General features: G+C 68.1%; 18 protein-coding genes. 8 read left to right on the top strand and 10 right to left on the bottom strand.

What is annotated here, in order from left to right; all coding sequences use genetic code 11:
* Positions 1-76 precede the first annotated feature (76 nt).
* On the top strand, positions 77-2314 hold the full coding sequence (locus DJ029_RS15675; protein WP_112323437.1) for a hypothetical protein: 2238 nt from the start codon (positions 77-79) through the stop codon (positions 2312-2314).
* The gene (locus tag DJ029_RS15670; protein ID WP_112323436.1) at positions 2311-7926 is read left to right on the top strand and encodes a VWA domain-containing protein; all 5616 of its coding nucleotides are present in this window, start codon (positions 2311-2313) and stop codon (positions 7924-7926) included. Before DJ029_RS15675 ends, DJ029_RS15670 begins: the two co-directional genes overlap by 4 nt.
* Before the next feature lie 15 nt (positions 7927-7941).
* Here DJ029_RS15670 and pcaC read toward each other — a convergent pair whose 3' ends face one another.
* From pcaC to DJ029_RS15645, 5 genes are all read right to left on the bottom strand, one after another.
* Entirely contained in the window at positions 7942-8322 is a 381-nt protein-coding gene (gene pcaC / locus DJ029_RS15665; RefSeq protein ID WP_112323435.1) for a 4-carboxymuconolactone decarboxylase, read from the bottom strand.
* Positions 8323-8402: 80 nt separating this feature from the next.
* Positions 8403-10061 (bottom strand): thiamine pyrophosphate-binding protein, encoded by a 1659-nt coding sequence (locus DJ029_RS15660; protein WP_112323434.1) that lies wholly within the window; start codon positions 10059-10061, stop codon positions 8403-8405.
* A gap of 115 nt (positions 10062-10176) precedes the next feature.
* Positions 10177-10989: a class I SAM-dependent methyltransferase gene (locus tag DJ029_RS15655; RefSeq protein WP_112323433.1), complete on the bottom strand. Its 813-nt coding sequence runs from the start codon at positions 10987-10989 to the stop codon at positions 10177-10179.
* Between the two features lie 72 nt (positions 10990-11061).
* Positions 11062-11808, bottom strand: coding sequence for an MliC family protein (locus tag DJ029_RS15650; protein WP_112323432.1), 747 nt, complete (start codon positions 11806-11808; stop codon positions 11062-11064).
* 155 nt (positions 11809-11963) lie between these two features.
* Positions 11964-12872: a hydrogen peroxide-inducible genes activator gene (locus DJ029_RS15645; protein WP_112323431.1), complete on the bottom strand. Its 909-nt coding sequence runs from the start codon at positions 12870-12872 to the stop codon at positions 11964-11966.
* A 119-nt stretch (positions 12873-12991) separates the two neighbouring features.
* Here DJ029_RS15645 and katG point away from each other — a divergent pair, with 119 nt between their 5' ends.
* Positions 12992-15172 carry a catalase/peroxidase HPI gene (gene katG / locus DJ029_RS15640; RefSeq protein WP_112323430.1) on the top strand — a complete coding sequence of 727 codons (2181 nt, stop codon included), beginning with the start codon at positions 12992-12994 and terminating at the stop codon, positions 15170-15172.
* A gap of 181 nt (positions 15173-15353) precedes the next feature.
* Positions 15354-16160 carry a 5-deoxy-glucuronate isomerase gene (gene iolB / locus DJ029_RS15635; protein WP_112323618.1) on the top strand — a complete coding sequence of 269 codons (807 nt, stop codon included), beginning with the start codon at positions 15354-15356 and terminating at the stop codon, positions 16158-16160.
* Positions 16161-16264: 104 nt separating this feature from the next.
* On the opposite strand, the gene hutU is transcribed toward iolB, so the two are convergent.
* From hutU to hutI, 4 genes are read right to left on the bottom strand one after another with little or no spacing between them, the layout of a single operon-like run.
* Complete coding sequence (gene hutU / locus DJ029_RS15630) at positions 16265-17929, bottom strand: urocanate hydratase (RefSeq protein WP_112323429.1); 1665 nt, start codon at positions 17927-17929, stop codon at positions 16265-16267.
* A complete protein-coding gene (hutG, locus tag DJ029_RS15625; protein ID WP_112323428.1) occupies positions 17926-18726 on the bottom strand; it encodes an N-formylglutamate deformylase in 801 nt (266 codons plus the stop codon). The genes hutU and hutG overlap by 4 nt, the downstream gene beginning before the upstream one ends.
* Positions 18723-20261, bottom strand: a complete 1539-nt coding sequence (gene hutH / locus DJ029_RS15620) for a histidine ammonia-lyase (RefSeq protein ID WP_112323427.1) — start codon at positions 20259-20261, stop codon at positions 18723-18725. Before hutH ends, hutG begins: the two co-directional genes overlap by 4 nt.
* Positions 20258-21469 (bottom strand): imidazolonepropionase, encoded by a 1212-nt coding sequence (hutI, locus tag DJ029_RS15615; protein ID WP_112323426.1) that lies wholly within the window; start codon positions 21467-21469, stop codon positions 20258-20260. The genes hutH and hutI overlap by 4 nt, the downstream gene beginning before the upstream one ends.
* A gap of 85 nt (positions 21470-21554) precedes the next feature.
* Here hutI and DJ029_RS15610 point away from each other — a divergent pair, with 85 nt between their 5' ends.
* Positions 21555-22919, top strand: a complete 1365-nt coding sequence (locus tag DJ029_RS15610) for a formimidoylglutamate deiminase (RefSeq protein WP_112323425.1) — start codon at positions 21555-21557, stop codon at positions 22917-22919.
* 30 nt (positions 22920-22949) lie between these two features.
* On the opposite strand, the gene DJ029_RS15605 is transcribed toward DJ029_RS15610, so the two are convergent.
* The gene (locus DJ029_RS15605) at positions 22950-23834 is read right to left on the bottom strand and encodes a helix-turn-helix domain-containing protein (RefSeq protein WP_112323424.1); all 885 of its coding nucleotides are present in this window, start codon (positions 23832-23834) and stop codon (positions 22950-22952) included.
* 173 nt (positions 23835-24007) lie between these two features.
* On the opposite strand from DJ029_RS15605, the gene DJ029_RS15600 reads away from it, so the two are divergent.
* The 3 genes from DJ029_RS15600 to DJ029_RS15590 all read left to right on the top strand — a co-directional run bounded on the left by DJ029_RS15600 (position 24008) and on the right by DJ029_RS15590 (position 26937).
* Entirely contained in the window at positions 24008-25033 is a 1026-nt protein-coding gene (locus DJ029_RS15600; RefSeq protein ID WP_112323423.1) for a TRAP transporter substrate-binding protein, read from the top strand.
* Positions 25034-25153: 120 nt separating this feature from the next.
* Positions 25154-25660 (top strand): TRAP transporter small permease, encoded by a 507-nt coding sequence (locus DJ029_RS15595; RefSeq protein WP_112323422.1) that lies wholly within the window; start codon positions 25154-25156, stop codon positions 25658-25660.
* Positions 25657-26937 carry a TRAP transporter large permease gene (locus tag DJ029_RS15590; protein ID WP_112323421.1) on the top strand — a complete coding sequence of 427 codons (1281 nt, stop codon included), beginning with the start codon at positions 25657-25659 and terminating at the stop codon, positions 26935-26937. The genes DJ029_RS15595 and DJ029_RS15590 overlap by 4 nt, the downstream gene beginning before the upstream one ends.
* Positions 26938-26946: the final 9 nt, after the last annotated feature.

Below are 26946 nucleotides of genomic sequence, written 5' to 3'. Positions count from 1 at the left end.
CCGCTTGCTCAAGGGGTTGGTATTTTTCGCCGTTTCCGGGCTGTTGAGCGTTCCAGCACAGGCTCAGGATCCGGCGATGACCCCAGGTGTTGCCGCCTACGAGGCGTACATGGACGGGGTCGCGCAATTCACTGCCGCGGTGGACCGGGGCGCGTTCGACCTGGATGCGCTGTCGCTTCAGACCGCCCTGATGGAACCGGACGACATCGTGGCGCTTGTGCGCGACCGGATCGGGTTTCACCCCTATACCGGCTCGCTGCGCGGGGCGGACGGGGCGTTGCGGGCCGGGGCGGGCAACAGCCTCGACACGGCCTTGCTGCTCAGCCGCCTTCTGGGCGATTCGGGGCTGGAGACGCGGATCGCCCGCGCCACGCTGAACCCGGAACAGGCCGCGGCGCTGACCGCGCGTCTTGGCCGTGTCGCGCCCGCTGCCACCTTTGCCGACCCCGCCGGGGCGCAAGATGCTGCGGCGGTGATCGAACGGGCGTCGGGGAACCTCGGGCTTGGGGCGGGAATCCTCGGGTTCATCGCCGATCCCGCAGGGGGTGTGCCCGCCGCGCCGCCGAAGGTGGGGCAGGAGGCGGAGCGTATCGTCGCCGCCCTTGGCCCGGACCTGCCGGGGGCAGAGGGGCTGGCCGCGCACCTGCAGGCGGAGGTGGCTGACTACGCCTGGGTCCAGTCGCGCCTGTTCGGCGCGGATGACTGGGTGGATCGCCACGTCCTGCTGCCCGCGGACACCTCGCTCACGCTCGAGGGGTTCATCCCGGTCCCGGTTCCCGAAGAGATGAAGCACAGCGTGACCTTCGTCGCGGAACTGAAGGTGCGCGAAGGCGTCGATACACGCAGCATTCCCCTGTTCGATACCGGGCGCTTCACCACCGATTCCGCGGCCCTTCCCGCCCCGGTGATCAGCATCCTGCCCGACGCGGCGCTGAAGGGGCAGTCGGATCTCCTGACCGCCGGGCCGGACAGCCGCTTCTTCTTCCCGCTGGTCAACGGCGTGCTGCCGCCGGGCGCGCGGGCCTTCACCGCCCGTGGCCAGGTCATCCCCGCGCAGGACGTTCTGGCCGGTGGCGCGATGGCGGACCTGGTGGCGGAGGTCGGCTCGCAACTGGCGGAAACGACGGACCTTCTGGCGGCGATGCAGGGCGGTCGGGCCGAGGACGCCGAGCTGCCCCCGAACTCCCCCGTGCAGGAGGTGTTGGGCATCGTCCTGAAGGTGGCCTACACCCCGCCGGGCGGCGGAACGCGCACCACGTGGGAGCGTCACATCGTCGATCGCGTGGGCCCCGACGGGCGCGCCGAGGGGCGGATCACCGCGGCACCCGGGGCTCAGCCGACGGAAACCGCGGTGCTCGGGCGCTGGACACTGCTTCCGGCGGTGGGGGATATCAGCGCCGTGCAACTGGTCACCGCGCAGGCCGACCGCGCCCTTGGGCTGCGCCAAGACATGCGCGCCGTGGCCGAGGGCGGGGCGCTCTACGCGTTCCCGGCCGAGAACCCGGTGCAGCGTCTGCTCTCGACCCACCTGCTGGATCGCGCCGCCTCGCAGGGGGCGGGGCCGGGGGCGGTGGTCTATCGCGCCACGCCGGGGCTGATGATCCTGCGCCAGACCAGCGCCGCGCTGGGCGGCGGGCTGCGGCAGGCGGCGGGGATCGACATCCTGACCACGGGTCGGCGCGTGCTCGGTGCCAACGGCGCGCCCGATACGGCGGCGGCCCTGCGCGCAGGCGTGGCGGAAACGCTGATGGAATACGAACTGGCCAGCGCCATCCTGCCCGGCGCGGGCGGGGCGCGCACCCCGAGCGAAAGCGCCTGGGCCGTGTTGTCCGCCGCGCAAAGCCTGACGCCGGTGACCCGCGCGCAGGACCTGCCCCAGGGCCTGCCCCCCGGCACCCGCGCCGGGGCCGAGGCGGACCTGTCCGGCGGCGCGATCCTGGCGCTTGCGGCGGCGGACGAAGGCGCCGCCGCCTGGTGGCGCATCGATCCCCAGAGCGGTGCCGTGATCGGTGTGGACGGGCTTGGCCGTGGCGGCGAGGCGGCGGAATACCTGTCGCTGGTCGATGCGATCATCACAGGCACCTTCGTGGGCGTCGGCACCGCAAGCTGCACGGCGGGCGGGGGCGGATACGGCTGTTGCGTCGGAACCAACCTGGCCTGGGGCCTGCTCGGCTACGGGCTGCTTTACGGCGCGGGCAAGGGGATCGAGGCGATCTTCTTGGCCGATGCCTATACCGCCGGATTGATCGGCATGTCCGTGGGCGTGGGAACCTCCGCCTCGGGCTGGAGCCCGTTTAACGGAGTGTGCTCATGACCTTCGCTTCCCTTGTCCGCCGGGCCCTTTTGCCCGCGCTTGCGCTTGCGCCGCTGCCCGTCGCCGTGGCCCCGGTTGCCGCCCAGTCCAACACGCTGTTCAACGCGGTGCGCGATGCGGGCCCCGCGCTGCGCGACGAGCCAGGCCTGCAAAGCGGCGCGACCCCGGTCGAGATCGCCACACCGGCGCAGACCGCGTTCTTCTGGCTCGACGTGCCGGAAAACGGGCTCTACGACATCGCGCTCTCCGGCCCGGGCGCGCTGACGCTGTTCACCTTTCCCAACGCCGAGGGCCTGCCCGATGGCGACACGCGGCCCGCGGTGGCGGCCTATCACGGCAGCAGCCTGCGCCCCGCCGCGCTGGACTCGATCCTGCTGGCCGCCGGGCGGCCCGTGCTTCTCGCGGCCAGCAGCCTGACGCCTGTCTCGCTGAGCTTCGATCTGGACACGCCCCTTGGCGCAGCGCAGCCCGCCCCGCAGGAGGGGGCGGCGCTTTCGCCGGGCAGCTACCTTTTCCAGCCCGACCCGAAGCTGAGCCTGACCTTGCCCGCGTCCCGCGACCCGCTGGACATTCGCGTCACCTTCCCCCCGGGGACCGAGGGGCAGGCGGCAATCGGCCGCCAGTCCGTGCTCCGCAACGGGCTGACCCCGCTGAGCCTTGAAGACCCCGGGCAGCTTGCCCTTTCCGTGCGGACAGCCGACGGCGTGCCGCCCCCGCTGGCGCTGGTCAGCATCGCAAAGGCGACGCCGCGCGGGGCCGAGCGGGAAACGCCCGACGACCTGCCCAACACGCTGAGCCTGGGAACGCCCTTCCAGGGCACGCTTCTGGCGGGGGACAAGGACACCATCGACTTCACGATCGCCGAGGATGCGGCGCTGGACCTTTCGGTCCTGGCCGATATGCGCTGGCCCCGCTATTCCCTGTCGCTCGCGAAGTTCAACGAAGACAACTACCCCGAGGCGCTCTGGCAGCGCGAGTCCGAGGGCGGGGCCATCGGCCCGCAGACCATGCACCTCGGCGCGGGGACCTACCGGCTTCAGCTTGCGCGGGTTGATACCGACGAACAGGCGACCGGCTATACCCTCACCCTGAAGCAGGCGTCGCCCGCCCCAACCGGGCAGGAGCGGGAGCCGAACAACACCCCGATTGCCGCGATGCCACTGCCCGAAACCTGGGCCGTGCGCGGCGCGTTGCGACCCGACGACAACGACCATATCCGCTTTTCGATCCCCGATGACAGCGCAGAACGCCTGTGGCGGCTGATCGCCGTGGGGGTCGAGCAGATGCGCCTGAACGGGCAGGGCGGGGAAATCCGCCGCGCCGACGCGGCAGGCCCGCGCGCCACGATGGACGCGTTGCGCCTGACCCCCGGCGACTACGTGGTCGAGCTGCGCGGCGACGGGCCCTATGCCCTGCGGCTGCTCGATCTCGGCGCGGCGGACCAGGGATACGAGGGGGAGCCGAACGACGCCCCGGCCACCGGCCGCCGGCTGGCGTTCGGCGCGCAGATCGAGGGCACCTTCGGCGATGCGTCGGACATGGATTACGTCCTGTTCCACCTCGACCGGGAAAGCACCGTCGCGCTCAGCGTAGCCCCCGCCGATGACGGGCCGATGAGCGCCCGCCTGTTCCTTGAAGGCGCGCAATGGGGCAATGACCGCGCGTTTCAGCCGGGCGACGCCCCTTACACGTACCGCGCGACCCTGCCAGCGGGGGAGTGGCAGTTGCGCTTGCGCAGCGGTCATTCGATCACGCGCGGCACCTACCGCGTCGCGCTCGAGCGTGCGGTCAGCGCTGCCGATGGCGAGGCGAACGATCATCCCGCCGATACGCTGCCTTTCCCGCTGGACGGCGATCTCTCGGGCGGGCTTGGCGCGTTCGATGGCGCGGATCACGCGCTCGCCCGCTTGCCGGAGGGGGCCGGATCGCTGCTGATCGCGTGCGACGCACCGGAAAACATGGGCTTTTCCTGGCGCGCCTTCCGCTTTTCGGACGGCGAGCGGCTGGACAATCCGAACAACGGCTTGCTGATCGTCGACTACCCCGCGGACGACCCGCTCGGCGGGGGAGTCCAGCTGTCCCTTGCGGGGCAGACAACGCCCTTCGACTACAGCTGCGCCCAGCGCTTCGCGCCGGGGGCGCTGGACCTGCCCGAATCCGGCAGCGCCGAGGGGCTTTCCCCCGGGTCCGCCCTGCGCCTGACCGTAAACGAAGCGGCGGAAAGGTACGACATCCCGCTCGATCTTGCGCCCGGACAGTCGGCGGCCTTTGCCTGCCGGGACGAGGGCGGCGCGCCGGTCGGGGCGGATGCCGATGTCTGGCGGCTGCGCAACGTGAGCGTGTTGCGCGCGCTGCTCGGTGACCTCACCGTTCTGCGCGCCGGGCAGGATGCCCAGCTGCAACTTCGCGGCAACCGGTTCGAGTCACTTCCCGCAACGCTCAGCTGCCACCTCTACGGTCTGGACGACCTGCCGCGCCCCGCCGACATGGGGCCACTTGCCCCGCTGGAGCCGGGGCCGGAAAGCGGCGTTCCCGGCGCGGCGCGCGATGCGCTGTTGGCGCTTGCCCCGCCGCCGGAACAGCCGGATCGGGACTTGCCGGTCTCCGTCACTTTCGCGACGCCGCCGGTGCTGGCGGCCTATGCGCAGAGCGGCCAGATGCTCGACCTGCGCGCCACGCTCGCCAATGACGGGGAAACGCCGCTTGAGCTGACCCTGGCGGCCGAGCCGACCAACGCCGGTTGGCGCGCCGAGGTCAGCCCCCAGGTGCTTTCCCTGGCCCCCGGCGCGCGTCCCGAGGTCGCGATCACCGCCGAGGTGCCGCCCTGGCAAAGCCCGGTCGCGGCCCCCTCGCTGGTGCTGCGCGCCGGGAACGATACCGGCACGGCGGGCGGGCTTCTGGCGCTGCCTGTCGATCCGCTGGCCGCGCCTGTCGCGCCGATGGTGTTTTGGGATGCCCCCGAGGGTATGCGCGGCGGTTTGAACCTGCTGCACGCGGGCCTTGGCGCGCGGCTGGTGGCCGTGGACGGAAAAGCGCTGTCCGAGAAGGAGATACAGGACCACGCCCGCTTGCACGACGGGATTGCGCCCCACGCGGGGGCGAAGGTGACCGGCAAGACGATGGACTTCGCGCTTGCCGCTCCGGCGGAACTGGCCGGCGTCATGGTGCAGTTGCGCAGCACGAACACCCGCGACACCTGGCCGTCCGAGATGACGGTCGAAACCTCGGACGACGGGCAAAGTTGGACCTCCGCACTGAGCGCGCCGCTGGCCGCGATCCACTGGCCCCAGTACCTGCCCTTCGACACGCCCAAGCGCGCCGCCCACCTGCGCGTGTCCTTCCCGCGTTGCGCGCAGGATTGTTCTCGCGTCACCGTGCAGGAGGTGCAGGCAATCGCGGTGCCCGGCCAGCACCCGGAGGGGCTTGGCGACATCAACATCGCCTCCCCCGCGCTGGGCGGGCATGTGATCGACGCCCAGCCCGTGGTTTCCGGGGCGTGGAACGTTGATGTCCTGCAAATCGACGAACGCAACCGCGGCTGGACCGCGCGCGGCGCGCCGCATGTGATCCTTGTCGGGTTTCACCAGAACCGCGCGGCGCTGATCAACCGGATTCGCTGGGTGGGTCATGAGGATGATGCGGCCCGCCCCGAAGGCGCTACGGTCGAATACTCCCTGACCAGCCCCGCGGGGCCGTGGCAGCCCATCGGCACCTTGCCCGCGCCGCCCGTCGGCAGCGGCGGGGCAGGGGCGATCGACCTGCCCGATCCGCTCTGGGTGCGCTACCTGCGCGTCACCGTCCCGATCGAGGGCGACCAGCGCGGCCCCGACGCGATCGAGGTCTACGAGGAGCCGGGCCAGAGCGCCATCGCCCTGTGGGAGGATGACAGCCCGCGCGGGGCCTATGAGGCGGTGACGAAGATCACCCCGCCCCAGCCCGTTGCGCCCGCCGGCGGGGAAAGCCGCGATCGGGCGGTGCCCTACCGGCTTGGCACCACCGTCGAATCCTCGGTCCTGCTGGAGCGGAACGAGGATTGGTGGAGCGTCGCCGTCCCCGACGGGCCGCCCCAGGTGCTGACGCTGACCTACCCCTCCGTCCCGCTTGAGGTCGCGGTCCAGATCGAGGATACGGCGGGCGAGCCGGTGCCGCTCAGCCGTGGGGAAACCGAGGAGGGCACGGTTCTCAGCGCCGTCCTGGCGCCGGGGTCCTACCTGCTGCGGGTCTATGAACCGCCGCGCTCGGTCGTGATTGCCTGGGATACCTCGGGCAGTGTCTCGGCCTATATCCCGCGTACGCTGGCGGCGGTGCGCACATGGGGCGAGTCGCTGCAACCGGGGCGGGACGTGATCCAGCTTCTGCCCTTCGGCAGCCCGCCCCTGCTGGCAGACTGGGCCTCCACCCCGGAAGAGCTTGCCCCGGCCCTGCGCCGCCTGCCGGAGCCGCAGTCGAGCGACAGCGAGGGGACGCTGACCGTCGCGTCCGAGCTGCTGTCTGACCGCCTCGGCGCGCATGGGGTGGTGATCATCACCGACGCCGAAACCAGCCCCGTGAAGGAGCTGTGGCCCGCCTTGCTGGCGGCGCGTCCGCGTGTCGTCTCGCTGTCGGTCGACAGTGACTCGCGCCAGAACGCGGCGATCATGATGGACTGGGCCAACCTGAACGGCGGGCGCTTCCAGCGGGTGATCGGCCCGCTCGGCCTTGCCGACGGGATGGACATGGCCGCCGCGCTGTTCCGCGCGCCGAAGGGTTATCGCATGGCCTCCACGCTTGAGCCATACGTGGAGCCGGAGGGCGAGGTGGAGATCACCATCGCCGGCACCCTGCCGGTGGCCGAGCAGCCCGCGCCGAGTGGGGCGATCGAGGTGATCCTCGATGCCTCGGGCTCCATGTTGCAGCGGCTGAACGGCGAGCGGCGGATCGCCATCGCTCATGACGCGCTGGCCCGGCTGGTAGAGCGGACCCTGCCCGAGGGCACGCCCTTCGCCTTCCGCGCCTTCGGCCTGCAAGAGGACGCTTGCCGCACCGAGTTGCGCCTGCCGCTGGCCCCGCTGGACCGGGACGTGGCGGCGGCGGAAATCCGCGGCGTGCCGGCGATCAACCTGGCGAAGACGGCGATTGCCGACAGCCTGCTGGCGGCGGGCGCGGACCTGGCGCACAGCAGTGCGCCAAGGGTGATCGTGCTGGTGACGGACGGCGAGGAAACCTGCGACGGCAACCCGGAGGCGGCGATCCGCAGCTTGCGCGACAGCGGGCTGGACGTGCGCGTGAACATCGTCGGTTTCGCCATCGATGACGCGGACCTGGCCCGGACCTTCGCCGACTGGGCGAAGGCGGGGGGCGGCGCCTATTTCGACGCGGGCGACGCCGAGGCGCTCAGCACGGCGGTCGAATCGGCGTTGATCCCGCGCTTCGACGTGGTGCGCAGCTACCTCGACGGCACGTCGGAGGTGGTGGGCACCATCAGCCTCGGCGAAACGGCGGTGATGCCCGCGGGTCTTCTGACCATCCGCCCCGGCAGCGCCGCCACCGGCGCGGCGCAGACCCTGCGCCTGCTGCCGGGCGAGGCGGCCGCCTTCGACTACACGGCGGAGGAGGGGCTGAGCACGCCCTGAGCGCGCCCTGAGGGCCTATTCGCCCGCCGCCATCTCGGCGAAGGTCTGCTTGGCCAGCTTGATCGCGTGGTTCGCCTTTGGCACCCCGGCGTAAATGGCGACGTGCAGGAACGCCTGGATCACGTCGCTCTCGCTCGCGCCGGTGCGGGCGGTGGCGCGGATGTGCATCGGGATCTCGTCGAAATTGCCGGTCGCGGCGAGCAGCGCCAGCGTCAGCATGGAACGTTCGCGCCGGGTGATGCTGTCATCCGACCAGACGCGGCCCCAGGCCGACTCGGTGATCAGCGCCTGGAAGGGGGCGTCGAAATCCGTGGTGGCGGCCTTGGCGCGGGCGACATGCGCCTCGCCCAGCACTTCGGTTCGGGTCTTCATGCCCTTCGTCAGGGGATCTGTCATCGCGCGCTCCGGCTTTTCTGGTGGGCGTTGGGGCATCCTGTCCCTTGCGGGCGGGATTGTATAGCCGCCGCCCGGCCTGCTCAGCGGTCGGGCGGGATGGTTTCCAGCGTCAGTTTCGGGGACAGCGCCATCGGGTCGACCTTCAGGTCCAGGATGGCCGGGGTCCCGGCGGCGCGGGCGGCGGCCAGCGCCCCGGCGAAAGCCTCGTCGGACTCGACCGTCGCGCCGAACGCGCCGTAACTGCGCGCGAGCATTGCGAAGTCGGGGTTCACCATCGCCGTCCCCGAGGGGCGACCGGGATAGGTGCGCTGCTGGTGCATCCGGATCGTGCCGTACATCCCGTTGTTTGAGATCAGCACGATGACATTCGCGCCGTACTGGCAGGCGGTTCCGAATTCCTGCATGACCATCTGGAAACATCCGTCCCCGGCCAGGCAGATCACCTCGCGCCCGGGGTAGCGCAGCTTGGCGGCCACGGCGGCGGGCAGGCCGTAGCCCATCGATCCGCTGGTAGGCGCAAGCTGCGTGCGCCAGTTGCGATACCGGTAGTAGCGATGCAGCCAGGCGGCGTAGTTCCCAGCGCCGTTGGTCAGGATGGCGTCATCGGGCAGCACCTCGTTCAGGTGGGTGATGACGTTCTCCATCTTCAGGCGGCCCGGCGTCTCCACCGGGGTTTGCCAGGACTCGTAGTCCCGCCGCGCCTCCGCCCGCGCCGTTCCGGCGGCAGGCTTCGGCGTTGCGGCTTCGGCAAGCTGGCGGATCACCACGCCGGGGTTGGCGCAGACCGACAGCGTGGGGCGATAGACGCGCCCCAGTTCCGAGGTGTCCGGGTAGACATGCAGCAGCGCCTGGCGCGGCACGGGGATGTCGAGCAACGTGTAGCCGCTGGTCGTCATTTCGCCGAGGCGCGCCCCGAGACACAGGATCACGTCCGCCTCACGTACCCGCGCGGCGAGGGCGGGGTTGATGCCGATGCCCACGTCGCCGACGTAATTGGGGTGGCGGTTGTCCAAAAAGTCCTGGCAGCGGAACGAGGCCCCGACCGGCAGGTCCAGCGCCGCAGCAAAGTCGCCGAGCGCCTGCGCCGCATCGGGCGACCAGCGCCCGCCGCCGACGATGACGAAGGGCCGCTCGGCGCTTTCCAGCCGGGACAGGATCGCGGCGATATCGCTTTCAGCCGCCGCGCCCGAGGGCAGCACGGCGGGCGGCACGTCGGCCACCTCGGCGCGGGCGGAGAGCATGTCCTCGGGCAGGGCCAGCACCACCGGGCCGGGGCGGCCCGACTGCGCCACGTGGAAGGCGTGGCTGACGTATTCGGGCAGGCGGTCGAGGCGGTCCACCTCCGCCACCCACTTGGCGAGGGGGCCGAACATGGCGCGGTAGTCCACTTCCTGGAACGCCTCGCGGTCGCGCTGGTCGCTGGCGACCTGGCCCACGAACAGGATCATCGGCGTGCTGTCCTGGAACGCGACATGCACCCCGGCGGAGGCGTTGGTCGCCCCCGGTCCACGGGTGACGAAGGCGACGCCGGGGCGGCCGGTCAGCTTGCCGTCCGCCTCGGCCATCATGGCAGCGCCGCCTTCTTGGCGGGCGACGATGGTGTCGATACCAGAGTCGTAAAGCCCGTCCAGCGCGGCGAGGTAGCTTTCGCCGGGGATGCAGAACACCCGCTCCACGCCCTGCAGTGACAGGGCGTCCACGAGGATCTGACCACCGTGCCGGGAAGTGTTGTCTTTCATTGGGGGGCTCCGTCTTGTCCTGTGGTCTTCTTGGCGGGGGGCAGGGGCTCAGGGGGTCATCCTATTGGATCTTTCCGCGCCACGACAGGGCGCAAGGCGCGCGCCCGGGCACTGCTTAGCCGGGCACAGGCGTCTTCATCGCCCAGGCCCGCGCGGTCAGGCGGATGGGCGTACCCTGGCCCAGCATCGATGCCAGTTCCGCCTTCAGGGCGGCGCGGCGATCCTCGGGCAGGGCGGCGCAATACCCCGGCGCGGGACCGGCCCCAAGGGTGAACGGGTGCCAGAACGCCTCGAAGTCGGGGAACTCCGTCGCAATCTCGATCGGGGCGATCTCGGCTTCGGGAAGCCCGGCCTGCGCGCACAATTCGGTCAGCGCATCGGGGGTGCAGTCGGGAAAGCGCGCCGCCTCGTCCAGCGCGGCGGCCCCGGGGTCGAGCCGCGCCGCCGCTTTCCAGAAGGCGTCGATGAAGCCGATTCCGCCACCGGGATAGTCCCAGACGTAGAAGGACAACAGCCCGCCGGGCCGCAGGACGCGCTGCATCTCGACCAGCGCCTCGCGCCGATCCGGCACGAAGTTCAGCGCAAGTGCCGAGGTAACGACATCCACGCTGCCGTCATTGGCCGGCAGGTCCCGGGCATCCCCGACCTCGACCCGTGCGCGCGGATCCTGCGGATCGTCGAGCGTTTGCCGCGCATGGGCGACGAAAGCCTCCGACGGGTCCGTCGCCAGCACCGAGCGCGGCGCGGCCCGCGCCAGGATGGCCGTGGTCAGCGCGCCGGTGCCGCACCCGATCTCAAGCCAGTCGGCCCCCTCAGTCGCATCCAGCCAGTCAAGGAAGCGCGCCGCGACCATCCTGCTCCAGCGGCCCATGTAGTGTTCGTAGTTCTGACCGGCGCTCCAGGCATCGAAAGTCGACGTCGCGGGCATCTCATGTCCTTTCGCTCAGACCTTTGCGCAAGGGGCCGGGGTGCCACCGGGCACGTTCACGGCGAAGGGTCGTCACCCGGCAACGGTGCAGGCCATTTCCGTGCCCTCGGTCCACACGAAGGCGGCGTCCTCGCCTTTCATCCAGAAGTACCGACCGAAGCTGCCCTCGTACCGGCTGCCGGAGGCGGCGGGCGCAAGGGTGGCGGTGTCGACGCTGTCGCCGTATTCGATGCGCGCGCTCGGCAGTTCGGTATCGAACAGGAACACCGTCACCTCGTTGGAGGGATTGTCCTCGCACGTGTAAGGGATGACAATGGTCGGCTCCTCCAGCATCCACTCGGCGACCAGCTGCCCCTCCCGGCGGAGGTAGGAGCCCTCCACGCAGGATCGCAGGTCGTCGGCCTTCCAGCACTCGTCCCGCCCGGAGATCCAGCCCCGCTGGAAGGTGCGCAGACTGGTGGCCGCTTCCTCTGTCCCGGCGTCCAGGCCTTCGGCTACCGCCAGTGCGGTGGCGAAGCGCGCGGCAAGGCGGTTGTCCAGCGTAGCAAGCGCTTCGTCGCTGCAAACCAGTTGCTCGACGCTCGATTCCGCCGCGCCGCAGTCGAAGGACGGGGCGACCCCCGTGTCATCCGCCGCCCCTTCGGAGGTCTCTCCGCCGCTGGTCCGGATCAGCCTGTAGACCAGCGCCTCGGCGGACCGCCCGGAGCTGTCGGCAACGCGCACTGCCGGGGCGCTGACGGCGGCGTCGGGGGCGGCCGTGGAAACACCGGGCTCACCGCCAAGAATGCCGAGGATGGAAATGATTTCAGGAAGATACATGTGACAGGCTCCAATTGGCGGGCGAGTTGGCGGATGATGAAATGTTGCGCGGGAATTTTCGCGAATTCCAGCGATAAGACAAGCAAAACCGGATTCCGCCGTCGCCGCAGGGGGCTGGAAGCCACCTTCTCGCAATTGACCCCGTGCCGGGGAGGTCAGCGCTTGGCGTGGCCTTTTGCCTGCCCGACGTCGCTAACGATGGCGGCGATCTGCAGCAGTTGCTCCGACAGCGGGTTGCTCGCCCGCCAGACCATGCCGATGGTGCGCGAGGGCGTGGGCGGCGGAAACCGGGCGAGCGACACGCGGGCCGAGCGTGTTTCAAGGTTTGCGGCCATTTCCGGGATCAGGGTGACACCCATGCCCGCCCCGACCATCTGCACAAGGGTCGACAGCGAGCTTCCCTCCATCAACTGGCGCGGCCGGGCTTTCGCGGACTGACAGAAGGACAGCGCCTGGTCGCGGAAGCAGTGCCCCTCTTCGAGCAGCAGCAGGCCCATGGACAGCAGGCTCTGCGGGTCGGGAACGGGCGCGCCTTCGTCCGCCTCGGGGCGCACGAGGATGAAATCCTCGTCGAACAGCGGGAATTCCCTGAGCGACGGTTCCGATATCGGCAGCGCCACGATCGCGAGGTCAAGCCGCGCTTCCAGAAGTTCGTCGATCAAGGATTGGGTCACCGTCTCTCTCAGGTCGAGTTCGAGGTCGGAAAAACGGGTCGAGAGCGCGCCGATGATCTGGGGCAGAAGATAGGGCGCTACGGTGGGAATGATGCCAAGGCGCAGCCGGCCGGAAAGCGGGCCGCTCGATGCCCTGACGAGGTCTTCCAGCTCCTCCACGCCCAGCAGTATCTCGCGGGCCTTGCGCACGAACTCTTCGCCGAGCGCGGTCAGCCGGACCTGCCGGGCGCTGCGTTCCACCAGCGGCGCGCCGAACATCCGCTCCAGTTCCTTCACCTGAAGCGACAGGGCGGGTTGCGAGATGGCGCAGGCCTCGGCAGCGCGTCCGAAGTGGCGGTGCCGGGCCAGCGCCTCGACGTAGCGGATCTGTTTGAGGGTGAGGTTTATCATTTGCACAGCTTATCGTGATGTTTTGAATATTCAATTGGAGTAAATGAAAGCCCGTGTTTAGAATGCTTCCAAACTGAGCATGAAGCACTGTTTTGATTAAGGAAAAAAGGGAGATTCCCATGGACGGAAACAACGTGAACCCAGCCGGTGGCTGCCCGGTGATGCACGGCGGCAATACCGCGATGGGCCAGCCGGTCACCAAGTGGTGGCCGAACGCGCTGAACCTTGGCATCCTGCACCAGCATGGCGCGCGCACGAACCCGATGGATCCCGATTACAACCACCGTGAGGCGGTGAAGGGCCTGGATTTCGACGCGGTCAAGGCCGACGTGAAGGCGCTGATGACCGAAAGTCAGGACTGGTGGCCCGCGGACTGGGGGCACTACGGCGGGCTGATGATCCGCTTGGCGTGGCACTCCGCCGGCTCCTACCGCATGGGCGACGGGCGCGGCGGCGCCGGGTCCGGCAACATCCGTTTCGCGCCGCTGAACTCCTGGCCCGACAACGCCAGCCTGGACAAGGCGCGCCGTCTGCTGTGGCCGGTGAAGAAGAAGTACGGCAACGCGCTGAGCTGGGCCGACCTGATCATCCTGGCGGGCAACATGGCCTATGAATCCATGGGCCTGAAAACCTTCGGCTTCGGCTTCGGGCGCGAAGATATCTGGGGCCCCGAAGAAGACGTGAACTGGGGCGCTGAGGCCGAGTGGCTCGCCCCGAGCGAGAACCGCTACGGTGACCTCGACGATCCGTCGACCCTCTACAACCCGCTGGCCGCGGTGCACATGGGCCTGATCTACGTGAACCCGGAAGGGGTGAACGGCCAGCCCGACCCGGCGAAGACCGCGGCGCAGGTGCGCGAGACCTTCTCGCGCATGGCGATGAACGACGAGGAAACCGCCGCCCTGACCTGCGGCGGGCACACCGTCGGCAAGGCGCACGGCAAGGGCGCGGTGGACCAGATCGGCCCCGAACCCGAGGCTTGCCCGGTGCACGCGCAGGGCTTCGGCTGGGCCAACCCCGGCCATGAGGGCAAGGCGGCGAACGCCTTCACCTCGGGCATCGAAGGGGCCTGGACCAAGGAACCCACCAAGTGGGACATGGGCTATTTCGACTACCTGTTCGGTTACGAGTGGGAACTGACGAAATCCCCCGCCGGTGCGAACCAGTGGAAGCCCGTGGACATGCCCGAAAGCGAGATGCCGCTCGATCCCAGCGATCCGTCCAAGCGCGAAATGCCGATGATGACGGATGCGGACATGGCAATGAAGGTGGACCCCGTCTACAACGAGATCTGCCAGAAGTTCCGCGCCGATCCCGAGTATTTCGCCGACACCTTCGCGCGCGCCTGGTTCAAGCTGACCCACCGCGACATGGGCCCGAAGGACAACTACTACGGCCCCGATGTCCCGGCCGAGGACCTGATCTGGCAGGATCCGATCCCCGCGGGCAGCACCGGTTACGACGTGGCCGCCGTGAAGGCGAAGATCGCGGACAGCGGGCTTTCCGCCGCCGAGATGATCGCAACGGCCTGGGACAGCGCGCGCACGTTCCGCGGCTCGGACAAGCGGGGCGGGGCCAATGGCGCACGCATCCGTTTCGCCCCCCAGAAGGACTGGGAAGGCAACGAGCCGGAGCGCCTGGCCAAGGTGCTGGGCATCCTTGAGCCGATCGCCGCTGAAACCGGCGCCTCGGTGGCCGATGTCATCGTGCTGGCGGGCAACGTCGGGCTGGAGCAGGCGCTGAAAGCCGCCGGTCATGACGTCGAGGTGCCCTTCGCACCGGGCCGTGGCGATGCGACCGAGGAAATGACGGACGCCGAAAGCTTCGACGTGCTGGAGCCGCTGGCCGATGGCTTCCGCAACTGGCAGAAGGAGAAATACGCTGTCAGCCCCGAGGAACTGTTGCTCGACCGGGCACAGCTGCTTGGCCTGACCGCTGCCGAAATGACCGTGCTGCTCGGGGGGATGCGTGTCCTCGGCACCAACCACGGCGGCAACAAGCATGGCGTGTTCACCGACCGCGAAGGCCAGCTGACGAACGACTTCTTCGTCAACCTGACCGACATGGGCAACAGCTGGCACCCGGTGGAGGAAAGCGGCACCTACGAGATCCGCGACCGCAAGACCGGTGCGGTGAAATGGACCGCGACCAGCGCGGACCTGGTGTTCGGCTCGAACTCCATCCTGCGCGCCTATGCCGAGGTGTATGCACAGGACGACAACGCCGGGAAGTTCGCTCGTGACTTCGTGGCGGCCTGGACCAAGGTCATGAACGCCGACCGCTTCGACCTGGTGGCGTAAGGCTCCGGCCCGGGCGGCAGCGTTGCCGCCCGAGGCTGACTTTCGGGCCGTCCCTGTCCGCAGGGGCGGCCCTTTTCGTTGCGCGCCGCTTCCCCGGCAGGGTCGCGCGCAGCGGGCGCGTCTCACAAGAGCATGGAATCGCAGGCCGTTCCGGGCTAACAATCGAGCAGGGAGACATATGATGCCGGATTTACTGAGAAAACCATTCGGAACCCACGGAAAGGTTCACGAGATCACCCCCCAAAGCGCAGGTTGGCGGTACGTCGGCTTTTCGCTCTACCGCCTGCGCGCCGGGGAGGCGGTGTCCGAGGCAACGGGATCGAACGAGGTCATCCTCGTCATGGTCGAAGGCAAGGCCGCCATCACCGGGGCCGGGCAGGACTGGGGCGTTCTGGGCGAGCGGATGAACGTCTTTGAGAAGACACCGCCCCATTGCCTGTACCTGCCCAATGACAGCGACTGGTCTGCGGTAGCGGAAACGGACTGCGTGCTGGCGGTCTGTTCCGCGCCGGGCAAGGGCGGCCATGCGGCGCGCCGCATCGGGCCGGACGGCATCAGTCTGACCGAGCGTGGCAAGGGCACCAACACCCGCCACATCAACAATATCGCGATGGAGCACGAGGATTACGCCGACAGCCTGCTGGTGACGGAAGTCTTCACCCCCGCCGGGCACTGGTCGTCCTATCCCAGCCACCGCCATGACGAGGATGACTTCCCGCGCATCACCTATCTTGAGGAAACCTATTACCACCGCCTGAACCCGGCCAGCGGCTTCGGCATCCAGCGCGTCTACACCGATGACGGGCAGCTCGATGAGACCATGGCCGTCGCCGACGGCGACGTGGTGCTGGTGCCGCGCGGGCATCACCCTTGCGGTGCGCCCTACGGGTTCGAGATGTATTACCTCAACGTCATGGCCGGGCCGCTGCGTAAGTGGCGTTTCGTCCCCGCGCCCGAGGTGGAATGGATCATGGAGCGCGACGCCTGAGCGGCTTGCTCCCTTTTTCCTGAGCGTCTTACGCACTTCGTGACCCAAGCGCCCGCCCCGCGGGCAAGGGCTGGATGCCGCCGGTTTCGGCGGCATCCCTGTTCTCAGAGGATGCCGGGCAGGTTCAGCCCATGCTCGCGCGCGCAATCGCGGGCGATGTCGTAGCCCGCATCCGCATGGCGCATCACGCCCGTCGCCGGGTCGTTCCACAGAACGTTGGCGATACGGCGGTCGGCGTCCTCGGAGCCGTCGCAGCAGATCACCATGCCCGAATGCTGGGAAAAGCCCATGCCCACGCCGCCGCCGTGGTGCAGGCTGACCCAGGTCGCGCCCGAGGCGGTGTTCAGCAGTGCGTTCAGCAGCGGCCAGTCGCTGACCGCGTCCGAGCCGTCCTTCATCGCCTCCGTCTCGCGGTTGGGCGAGGCGACCGAGCCGGAATCGAGGTGGTCGCGCCCGATCACGACGGGGGCCTTCAGTTCTCCGGTGCGCACCATCTCGTTGAAGGCCAGGCCCAGCTTGTGGCGAATGCCAAGGCCGACCCAGCAGATCCGCGCCGGCAAGCCCTGGAAGCTGATCCGCTCCCGCGCCATGTCCAGCCAGTTGTGCAGATGCGCGTCGTCCACCAGTTCCTTCACCTTGGCGTCTGTCTTGTAGATATCCTCCGGGTCGCCGGACAGGGCGCACCAGCGGAACGGGCCGATGCCCCGGCAGAACAGCGGGCGGATATAGGCGGGCACGAAACCGGGGAAGGCGAAAGCGTTCTCCAGCCCTTCCTCCAGCGCGACCTGGCGGATGTTGTTGCCGTAATCCAGCGTGGGCACGCCCGCGTTCCAGAAGTCCACCATCGCGGCCACATGCACCTTCATCGAGGCGCGGGCCGCCTTTTCCACCGCCTTGGGATCGCTTTGCTGTTTCTCGCGCCATTCCGCCACGTTCCAGCCCTGGGGCAGGTAGCCGTGGATCGGATCATGGGCCGAGGTCTGGTCGGTGACGATATCGGGGCGCACGCCGCGCTTGACGAGTTCGGGGAAGACATCCGCCGCGTTGCCGATCAGGGCGACGGACTTCGCCTCGCCCGCCTTGGTCCAGCGCGCGATCATCTCCAGCGCCTCGTCCAGGCTGTGGGTCTTTTCGTCCACGTATTTCGTGCGCAAGCGGAAATCGGCGCGGGTCTCGTCGCATTCGACGGCCAGGCAGCAGGCCCCGGCCATCACGGCCGCCAGAGGCTGCGCGCCGCCCATACCGCCGAGGCCACCGGTCAGGATCCACTTGCCGGTCAGGTCGCCGTCGTAGTGCTGGCGGCCCGCCTCGACAAAGGTTTCGTAGGTGCCCTGCACGATGCCCTGGCTGCCGATGTAGATCCAGGACCCGGCGGTCATCTGGCCGTACATGGCCAGGCCCTTCTTGTCGAGCTCGTTGAAATGGTCCCAGGTCGCCCAGTGCGGCACCAGGTTGGAGTTCGCGATCAGCACACGCGGCGCGTCCTTGTGGGTGCGGAACACGCCCACCGGCTTGCCGGACTGTACCAGCAGGGTCTGATCGTCCTCCAGCTCTTTCAGGCTGGCGACGATGGTGTCGAAATCGGCCCAGGTGCGCGCGGCGCGCCCGATGCCGCCGTAGACGACCAGCTCATGCGGGTTCTCGGCCACGTCGGGGTGGAGGTTGTTCATCAGCATCCGCATCGGCGCTTCGGTCAGCCAGCTCTTGGCGGTGATCTCGGGCCCGGTGTCGGGATAAACGTCGCGCATGTTGTGGCGGGGGTTCGTCATTTTGAGCCTCCTAGGGTCGGGGCCAGGTCGGCCAGGGATTGCAGGATGTCTGAAAGGTGGCCGCGCAGACGACCGGCCTTGGTTTCGTCATAGGCCCAAGGGGCCTGCTCGGCCGTCAGGTAGGTGGACTGGGCCAGCTCCATCTGGATGGCGTGCAGGCCTTCGTCTGGGCGCCCGTAGTGGCGGGTGGTCCAGCCGCCCTTGAAACGCCCGTTCAGGGTGGAGGTGTAGCCCTCCGCCCCGTCGCAGATGTCCCGGACAGCGGCTTCGATCACAGGGGCGCAGGTCGTGCCGTTGTTGGTGCCGATGTTGAAGTCCGGCAGGGTGCCGTCAAACAGGAACGGGATGTGGCTGCGGATCGAGTGGCAGTCATAGAGGATCGCCACGCCGTGGATCGCGCGCACGCGCTCCAGCTCGGCTTCGATGGCGGCGTGGTAGGGGGCGTGGAACGCGAGGCGGCGCTCCTCTACCTCGGCCTCGCTCGGGGGGGTGTCCCATATGTCTACACCGTCGAAATCGGTCAGCGGCACCAGGCCGGTGGTGTTCTGGCCAGGATACAGGCTGGCCCCCGAGGGGTCGCGGTTGGCGTCGATCACGTAGCGATGAAACGTGGCGCGCACGGTCGTCGCGCCGGGCAGCAACCCTTCGTAGAGGGTGTGGATGTGCCAGTCGGTATCGTCCAGCCCCCGGCCACGCTCGTTCAGCCGGGCGCTTATGTCATCGGGCAGCCAGGTCCCGGTGTGGGGCAGGCCCAGCACCACGGGGCTGTCGCCGCGCGTCACCTCGACCGGGGTCACGGCGCGAGCTCCGGCATCGGGGTGTTCGCGGCTTGGCTCAGCGCGCCAGCGCACACCAGGCTGGCGGCGGTTTCAAGGTCAGGGGCCATATAGCGATCCTCTGTCAATGTGGGGACGGTCGCGCGCAGGTGGTCCAGCACCCGCGCGAGCGGCGCGCTGGTGGCCAGCGGTGCGCGGAACTCGATGCCTTGCGCGGCGCAGAGCAGTTCCACGCCCAGAATGCGTTCCAGGTTGGCCACCATCCGCCCCAGCCGCACCGCGCCATGGGCGGCCATGCTGACGTGATCCTCCTGGTTGGCGGAGGTGGGCGTGCTGTCGGTGACGCAGGGATTGGCGAGGTGCTTGTTCTCGCTCATCAGGGCCGCCGTCGTCACCTCCGCGATCATCAGGCCGGAGTTCAGCCCGGGATCGGGGGTCAGGAACGGCGGCAGATCGAAGCTCAGCGTCGGGTCCACGATCAGCGCGATGCGGCGCTGCGCGATTGCGCCAATCTCGGCCACGGCCAGGGCGATCATGTCGGCGGCGAAGCCCACCGGCTCGGCGTGGAAGTTCCCGCCCGAGACGATCAGCCCCGCCTCTGTCAGGACCAGCGGGTTGTCGGTGGCGGCGTTCGCCTCTGTCTGCAGCGTCTGCGCGGCCATGCGCAGCATGTCCATCGCAGCACCGGTGACCTGTGGCTGGCAGCGGATGCAATAGGGGTCCTGAACGCGGGTGTCCCCGTCCCGGTGGCTTTCGCGGATCTCAGAGCCGGAGAGCAGCGCGCGCAGGGCCGCTGCGGCGTCGATCTGGCCGCGATGGCCGCGCAGGGCGTGGATCTCGGGCTGGAGGGGGGCGGTCGAGCCCATGATCGCGTCGGTGGACATGGCGGATGTCACCAGCGCGGCCTGCGTCGCGCGCCAGGCGTCGAACAGGCCCGCAAGCGCGAAGGCGGTGGAAAACTGGGTGCCGTTGATCAGGGCGAGCCCTTCCTTCGCGCCCAGCTCGACCGGGGTCAGCCCGGCGCGGCGCAGGGCCTCGTCCCCCGGCAGGGTCTCGCCCGCAAAGGTGGCCAGCCCGTGACCCATCATCACCGCCGCCATATGCGCCAGCGGCGCAAGGTCGCCCGAGGCCCCGACAGAGCCCTGCCGCGGGATCACCGGGATGACGCCTGCCGCGAGCATCCCCTCGATCAGCGTGACAAGCTCCATCCGCACGCCCGAAGCACCCCGCCCGAGGCTGAGCAGCTTCAGCGCCATCATCAGGCGCGCCTGCGCGGGCGGGATCGGATCGCCGACGCCGCAGCAATGGGACAGGATCAGGTTGCGTTGCAGCCGCGCCGTGTCTTCCGGCGCGATCTTGACGCTGGCAAGCTTGCCGAAGCCGGTATTCACGCCATAGACAGCCGCTTCGCCTTGCGCGGCAGCCTCGATCCGGGCGGCGGCCCGCGCGATGGCGTCATGGCAGGCAGGGTCGAGGCGGACCGGCATGTCCCCGCGATAGATGCGCTCCAGATCGGCGAGGGTGGCGTCGCCGGGGCGCAGGGTCAGGGCGGTCATGCGATGCCTCCGAAGATGCGGCTGTGAAGCGGGTTGAACCCCATGCGATAGGCCAGCTCGGCCGGGTGCGCGATGTCCCAGACCGCCAGGTCGGCGCGCTGGCCGGCGGCGATGGTGCCGGTGTCCTTCAGCCCCAGCGCGCGGGCGGCGTTCAGCGTGACGCCGCGCAGCGCCTCCTCAGGGGTCAGGCGGAACAGGGTGCAGCCCATGTTCATTGCCAGCAGAAGCGAGGTCAGCGGCGAGGAGCCGGGATTGGCGTCCGTCGCCAGCGCGATGGGTACGCCCTGATCGCGCAGCGCCTGGACCGGGGGCACCTGCGTTTCGCGCAGGGTATAGAAGGCCCCCGGCAGCAGGACCGCCACGGTGCCTGCCCGCGCCATGGCGCTGACGCCGGCGTCGTCGAGGTATTCGATGTGATCGGCGGACAAGGCGCCGTAGCGCGCCGCCAGCGCCGCACCGCCAAGGTTGGAAAGCTGCTCGGCATGCAGCTTCACCGGCAGGCCAAGGTCGCCCGCCACGTCGAAGACCCGGCTGATCTGCTCCGGCGAAAAGGCTATGCCCTCGCAAAAGCCGTCGACCGCATCGACCAGCCCTTCGCTATGGGAGGCGCGCAGGGCGGGGATGCAGACCTCGTCGATATAGGCGTCGGCGCGGTCCTTGTATTCCGGCGGGATCGCGTGCGCGCCAAGGAAGCTGGTCCTCACCCGAACCGGGCGCTGCACGGCGAGGTCGCGAGCAACGCGCAGCATCCGCAACTCCGTTTCGACGTCGAGGCCGTAGCCGGACTTGACCTCGATGGTCGTGACCCCCTCGGCGATCAGCGCGTCGGCCCGGCGAAGGGCGCTGTCGAGCAGCTCGGCCGCGCTTGCGCCCCGTGTCGCCGAAACGGTCGAGACGATGCCGCCACCGGCGCGGGCGACCTGCTCGTAGGTGGCGCCTTGGAGCCGCATCTCGAATTCCGCGGCGCGGTTGCCGCCATGCACCAGGTGCGTGTGGCAGTCGATCAGCCCCGGCGTCACCATGCGTCCGCCCAGGTCCTGCGGCGGCACGGCGCGCAGGTCATCGGGAAGGGCGTTCCGTGGCCCTACCCAGCGTATGGTGTCGCCCTCCAGCGCGATGGCCGCATCCTCGATCAGGCCATAGGGCCCGGCGTCCTGGCGCAGGGTCGCGGCGGTCAGGTTGGTCAACACATGTGGCGTGGCGTTCATTGACGGGCGCTCCTTCAACAATCCGCTTTTCTCGTACATATGAATCGGCTATATGTCTAGACATAACATTACCGAAGGTGGGAACATGGCCGTGATACATGCAAGACAGGCCCTGCTGGTCGAAGGGTGGGCTGAGGACGTCCGGCTGACCGTGGCGGATGGTGCAATTGTCGAGATCCGCGCGAACACCCCGGCCGCGCCGGGGGATGTGACGGTGGACACGCTGCTGCCCGCGCTTGGCAACCTGCACAGCCACGCGTTCCAGCGCGCCATGGCCGGCATGACCGAGTATCGGCAGGCCGGGCGCGACAGTTTCTGGACCTGGCGCACGCTGATGTATCGCTTCATGGACACCTTGACCCCGGCGCAGATCGAGGCGATCGCCGCCCAGGTCTATGTCGAGATGCTGGAGGCGGGCTATGCCAGCGTGGCCGAGTTCCACTACGTTCACCACCAGCCCGGAGGCCAGCCCTATGACGACCTCGCCGAACTGTCCGCGCGCATATTCGCGGCGGTCGAGGGGACGGGCATCGGGCTGACCCATCTGCCGGTGCTCTATACCTACGGCGGGGCAGGGCGGAGCGCGTTGAAGGAAGGCCAGCGGCGCTTCGGCAACGATGTCGACGGATTCTCCCGGCTGGTCGAGGCGGCCGAGGCGGGCTTGCGCGCGCTGCCCGGGGATACGCGCCTTGGCATCGCGCCGCATTCGCTGCGCGCCACCGCGCCCGAGGACCTGGCCGAACTGCTCGCGCGCTACACCTCGGGGCCGATGCACATGCATATCGCCGAACAGCCGCAGGAGGTGGCGGACGTTCGCGACTGGCTGGGTGCGCGCCCCGTGGAATGGCTTCTGGACAACGTACAGGTGGATGCCCGCTGGTGCCTGATCCACGCGACCCACATGACGCCGGAAGAAACCCGCGCACTGGCGATGACGAAAGCCGTTGCCGGCCTCTGCCCGATCACCGAGGCGAACCTGGGCGACGGTCCGTTCAGCGGGCCGGACTATGTTGCGGCGGCGGGGCGTTTCGGGATCGGCTCGGATTCGAACGTCAAGATCTCGGTCGTGGAGGAGTTGCGCGCGCTGGAATACGCGCAGCGCCTGCGCGACGGGGCGCGCAACGTCATGATCCCGGACCAGGGGTCCGTGGGTGCGTTCCTCTACACGGCAGCGGCGCAGGGCGGGGCGCAGGCGCTGGGCCGGGACGCGGGCCAGATCGCCGACGGCAAGCTGGCCGACCTGGTCGCCATCGACACCAACGCGCCCACGCTATGCGCCCTTTCGCGCGAGCAACTGCTGGATGGGCTGGTCTTTGCGGCCAAGGACACTGTCGTGACCGATGTCTGGTCCGCGGGGCGGCACATGGTGCGGGGCGGGCGGCATATCAACCGCGATGCGGTGGCCGAGCGCTACAGGAACGCGATGAAGGGGTTGCTGCGCGACTGCTGAGCGCCGTGTCGGCCGGGGCCGCCGCGCCCGTCAGCGGTTCAGGATCCGGTCCAGCCGCTCGGCGGCCTCTTCGCCCTTCAGGCTGTTCTTCCACAGGCGCTCGGTCACTTGCTGGTGCAGGCGCACGGATTCCTGGTCGCCCGAGATCGAGGCGACGCCGATCCTGACATTCGGGTACATGCCCAGCCGGAACGGGCTGACGGCCACCTGCGAGTGGGTGCCGTTGCGGAAGATCTGGAAGCTGGTGCCGGGCATCGAATCCTCGATGACGCCGATCTGGACGCCGATCGGCTGTTCCTCCAGCAAGGTGCGGATGTGCCGGATCTCGGCGCGGGCCACGGTGCGGCGGGCGTCCAGTTCCGCGCCCGAAAACCCCTGCCGGCCGACGAAGCCGACCTGCGCGAAATGTTCCAACTCGGCGCTGGACACCAGGCTCAGGATGTTCGGGCGGCGCGCGCGGTAGCCTTCCTTGCGGCTGCGCAGGATCGCCATGATCCGGTCGAGGTCGGTGTCGAAGAACTCGCAATCGGCCGCGCCGGAGGGCACGCTTTCGCGAAGCACCTGGCGCAGCATTCCGTCGAATTCATCCGTCGTCAGAAGGTAGGAAATCGGCCCGAACAGCACGCTGATGTGGTCGGCGGAAGCTTCGATCTGGCGCATCCGCTCGAAGAACGTCACCGCCGAGGCCGTATATTCCGACCCCACCCCGAGCAGGGAGGTAAGCGACACTTCCAGGAAATCCGCGATCCGCCCGAGGACGTCGACCTTGATCGGTTGGCCGGATTCGTAGCGGTAGATCGCGGCGCGGGACAGGCCGGTGCTGTTAGCAATATCATCGGGGGTCAGCCCCTTGCCGATTCGATAGGATCGGAGTCTTTCTCCGACCTGGACAATCGTGTCGTGTTGCGATGACAAGGCGAAATGACCCTTCTCAGTTTTGCCCAATTTAGCAGCATTCGTGATATGTCGCAACTCAGGGAATTTGCCTTAATAATTTGCAGATTCCTGTGAATTGTCGCAAAAGTGAGAAAAATATTGATTTTGACGCCCTGCTAACGTAGTTTTGCGGCATCAACCTGGAGGCTAACATGACAAATCCTATCAAGTCCGCCCGCGTGCAATTCGGTGTTGCACTTGCCGCGGCGACCTTTTCGCTGGGTGCGCTGCCCGCTGTCGCACAGGACTACATTGCGCGCATCGGCCACCTGGAATCAGAACAGCAGTCCCGCCACATCCACCTTGCCAAGGTGGCTGAGCTGGTGTCCGAACGGACCGACGGCGCGGTGGAGTTCCAGATCTTCCCGCAGGGCCAGATGGGCAACCAGCGTCAGATGACCGAAGGCGTCCAGCTCGGCACGCTCGAGGGCACGGTGTCCCCGGCGGCGTTCCTCGGCGGGTTCAACCCGGTCGTGTCGGTCCTCGATATTCCCTACCTGCTTCCGGACGACGCGGAGGAGGCTCAGGCCCTGCGCGAAGGCCCGTTCGGCCAGGCACTGCTGGACTCGTTCGACTCGCGCGGGATCGTCGGCCTCGCCCTCTGGCCGAACGGCAAGAAGAACTTCACCTCGAACGCGCCGCTCGACAACATCGCGGAATTCGCCGACCAGAAGTTCCGCGTGATGGACAGCCGCATCCTGATCGAGCAGTTCAGCCAGCTTGGCGCATCCGCGATCGCGCTGCCCTTCGGTGAGCTTTACACCTCGCTCCAGACAGGTGTGATCGACGGCCAGGAAAACCCGCTGGACACCATCCTGCGCATGAAGTTCTACGAAGTGCAGGATTACCTGGTGGTGTCCGATCACGGCGCGATGGAAGACGTCGTCCTGTTCAACCCGATGTGGTGGGAAAGCCTGCCCGAGGAATACCGGACCGTCATCGAAGAGGCTTTCGCCGAAGTGGTGCCCGAGCTGACCGCCCACAAGGCAGCCGCCGTGGCCGACGCCCTTGCCGAGATCGAGGCGACCGGCGAAACCAACGTCCGCATCGCCGACGAGGCAGAGCGCGCCGCCCTGCGCGAGAAGCTGTATGAGCCGACGAAGGCCGCCTACATCGAGATGGCCGGTGAAGAAGGCGCGAACCTGATCGCGATCTACGAAGAGCAGATGGCCGAGTAAGTCATCCGCGAAAGGGCTTTTCCGGGAGCTCCGGGAAAGCCCTGATTTTTCGGGATGCGCGGCACAGCCTGCGCATCCCGCACAGCCCATCACATCGTCACAAGAGGAGTAGGTTCAGTCATGGTGAAGTATCTACGGCTGGTGGAACGCACCACGCTGGTGGTCCTGTTCCTGACAATGGCGGGGTTGTTCTTCTTCAGCGTCATCACCCGGGAAATCGGCGGCACCTTCGCCAGCAAGTTCGCCTGGATCGAGGAAGCGGTGCGCCTGATGAACACCTTCCTCGTGTTCCTCGGCCTTGGCCTGGCGCTTGAGCGTGGCAAACACGTGGGCATCGATTCCTTTCGCGATCGGATGCCGGAAAAGCTGCGCTTCCTGGTGCTGAAGCTGATCGATGCCATGGGCTTCTTCTTCAGTATCTACCTTGCGTGGCTGGGTTACGGCCTGTCGCAGTTCGTCCTTGGCACTGGCCAGAGCAGCCCGACCCTCGGCATTCCGATGGGCTATGTCTACTTCGCGCCGGTGATCGGTTTCGCGCTGCTGGCCCTGCGCTTCGCGCTCAGCTTCTTCGGCGTGTTCGACCGGCACGCCAAGTCCGATACCCCCGAAGTGGAGATGGGATCATGATTATCGCGATAGCCGTCCTCGGCGTGATCCTTCTGCTGCTGGGCTTCGAGATGTTCCTGGTGCTTGGCATTCCGGCCCTGGTCACGAAGGAAGCGTTCTTCGGCCGCCTGCCGGACCCTGCCGTCGTGCAGAAGATCTTCGGCGGGATCGACCACACAACGCTTCTGGCGATCCCCTTCTTCATCTTTGCCGCGCACCTGATGGGCTCGGGGCAGATCGCGCGCAACCTGACCGGGCTGGTCCGCTCGCTGATCGGGCATACCCGCGGCGGCATGGGGCATACGGTGATCGGCGGCTCCATGGCGTTCGGCTCGGTTTCCGGCTCGGCCCCGGCGACGGTGGCGGCCATGGGCAAGATGGTCTACCCGGAAATGCGCAAGTCCGGCTTCAGCCAGAAGTTCAGCCTGGGCCTGCTGGTGGCCAGCGCGGAAACCGCGCTGCTGATCCCGCCCTCGATCACCTTCATCATCTACGGCTGGATGACCGGCACCTCCATCGCGCGCCTGTTCGCGGGCGGCCTTGCGGTCGGCATCTTCCTCGGACTGGCCTTCGCCGTCTACGTCATGATCGAGTCCCGCCGCGCGGGTATTCAGGGCGATGCGCGCACCACCTGGAAAGAGCGGGCGATGGCCGTCAAGACCGCGGGCTGGGCGCTGGGCATGCCGGCGATCATCCTTGGCGGCATCTATTCCGGCACCATCACCCCGACCGAGGCAGCGGCGGTCAGCGTCGTCTACGCGATCTTCGTCGAGATGGTGGTCTACCGGAATTTCGGCTTCGGCGACCTGTTCCGCATTACCGAGCAAAGCGCGATCGCGACATCCGTGATCTTCGTGCTGCTGGCGATGGGGGGGCTGATTTCCTTCTTCGTCACGATGGCGCAGGTGCCCACGGGGATCAGCAACTTCCTGACGGCGATCGACGCGGGCCCGCTGACGTTCCTGATCATCGTGAACGTGCTGTTCCTGATCGCGGGGATGTTCATCGACCCGAACTCGGCCCTGCTGATCCTGGTGCCGCCGCTTTACCCGGTGGCCACGTCGCTGGGCGTCGATCCGGTCCACTTCGGCATGATCGTCACGCTCAACATCAGCCTTGGCATGATCACGCCCCCCTTCGGGCTGGATATCTTCGTCGCCTCCTCGACGCTCGGCAAGCCAGTGCTGGACATCATCAAGGGCGTCTGGCCGTTCGTGCTGGTGAACATCATCGTCCTGCTGATCGTGACCTATGTGCCCGAAATATCACTTTTCATTCCGAACCTGATCTTCGGCTAGAAAGGAAGA

Origin of the sequence: Oceanibium sediminis (genome assembly GCF_003265325.1) — a bacterium.
GTDB classification, from domain to species: Bacteria; Pseudomonadota; Alphaproteobacteria; order Rhodobacterales; family Rhodobacteraceae; genus Halovulum; species Halovulum sediminis.
This window is presented reverse-complemented; position numbering and strand designations above follow the sequence as displayed.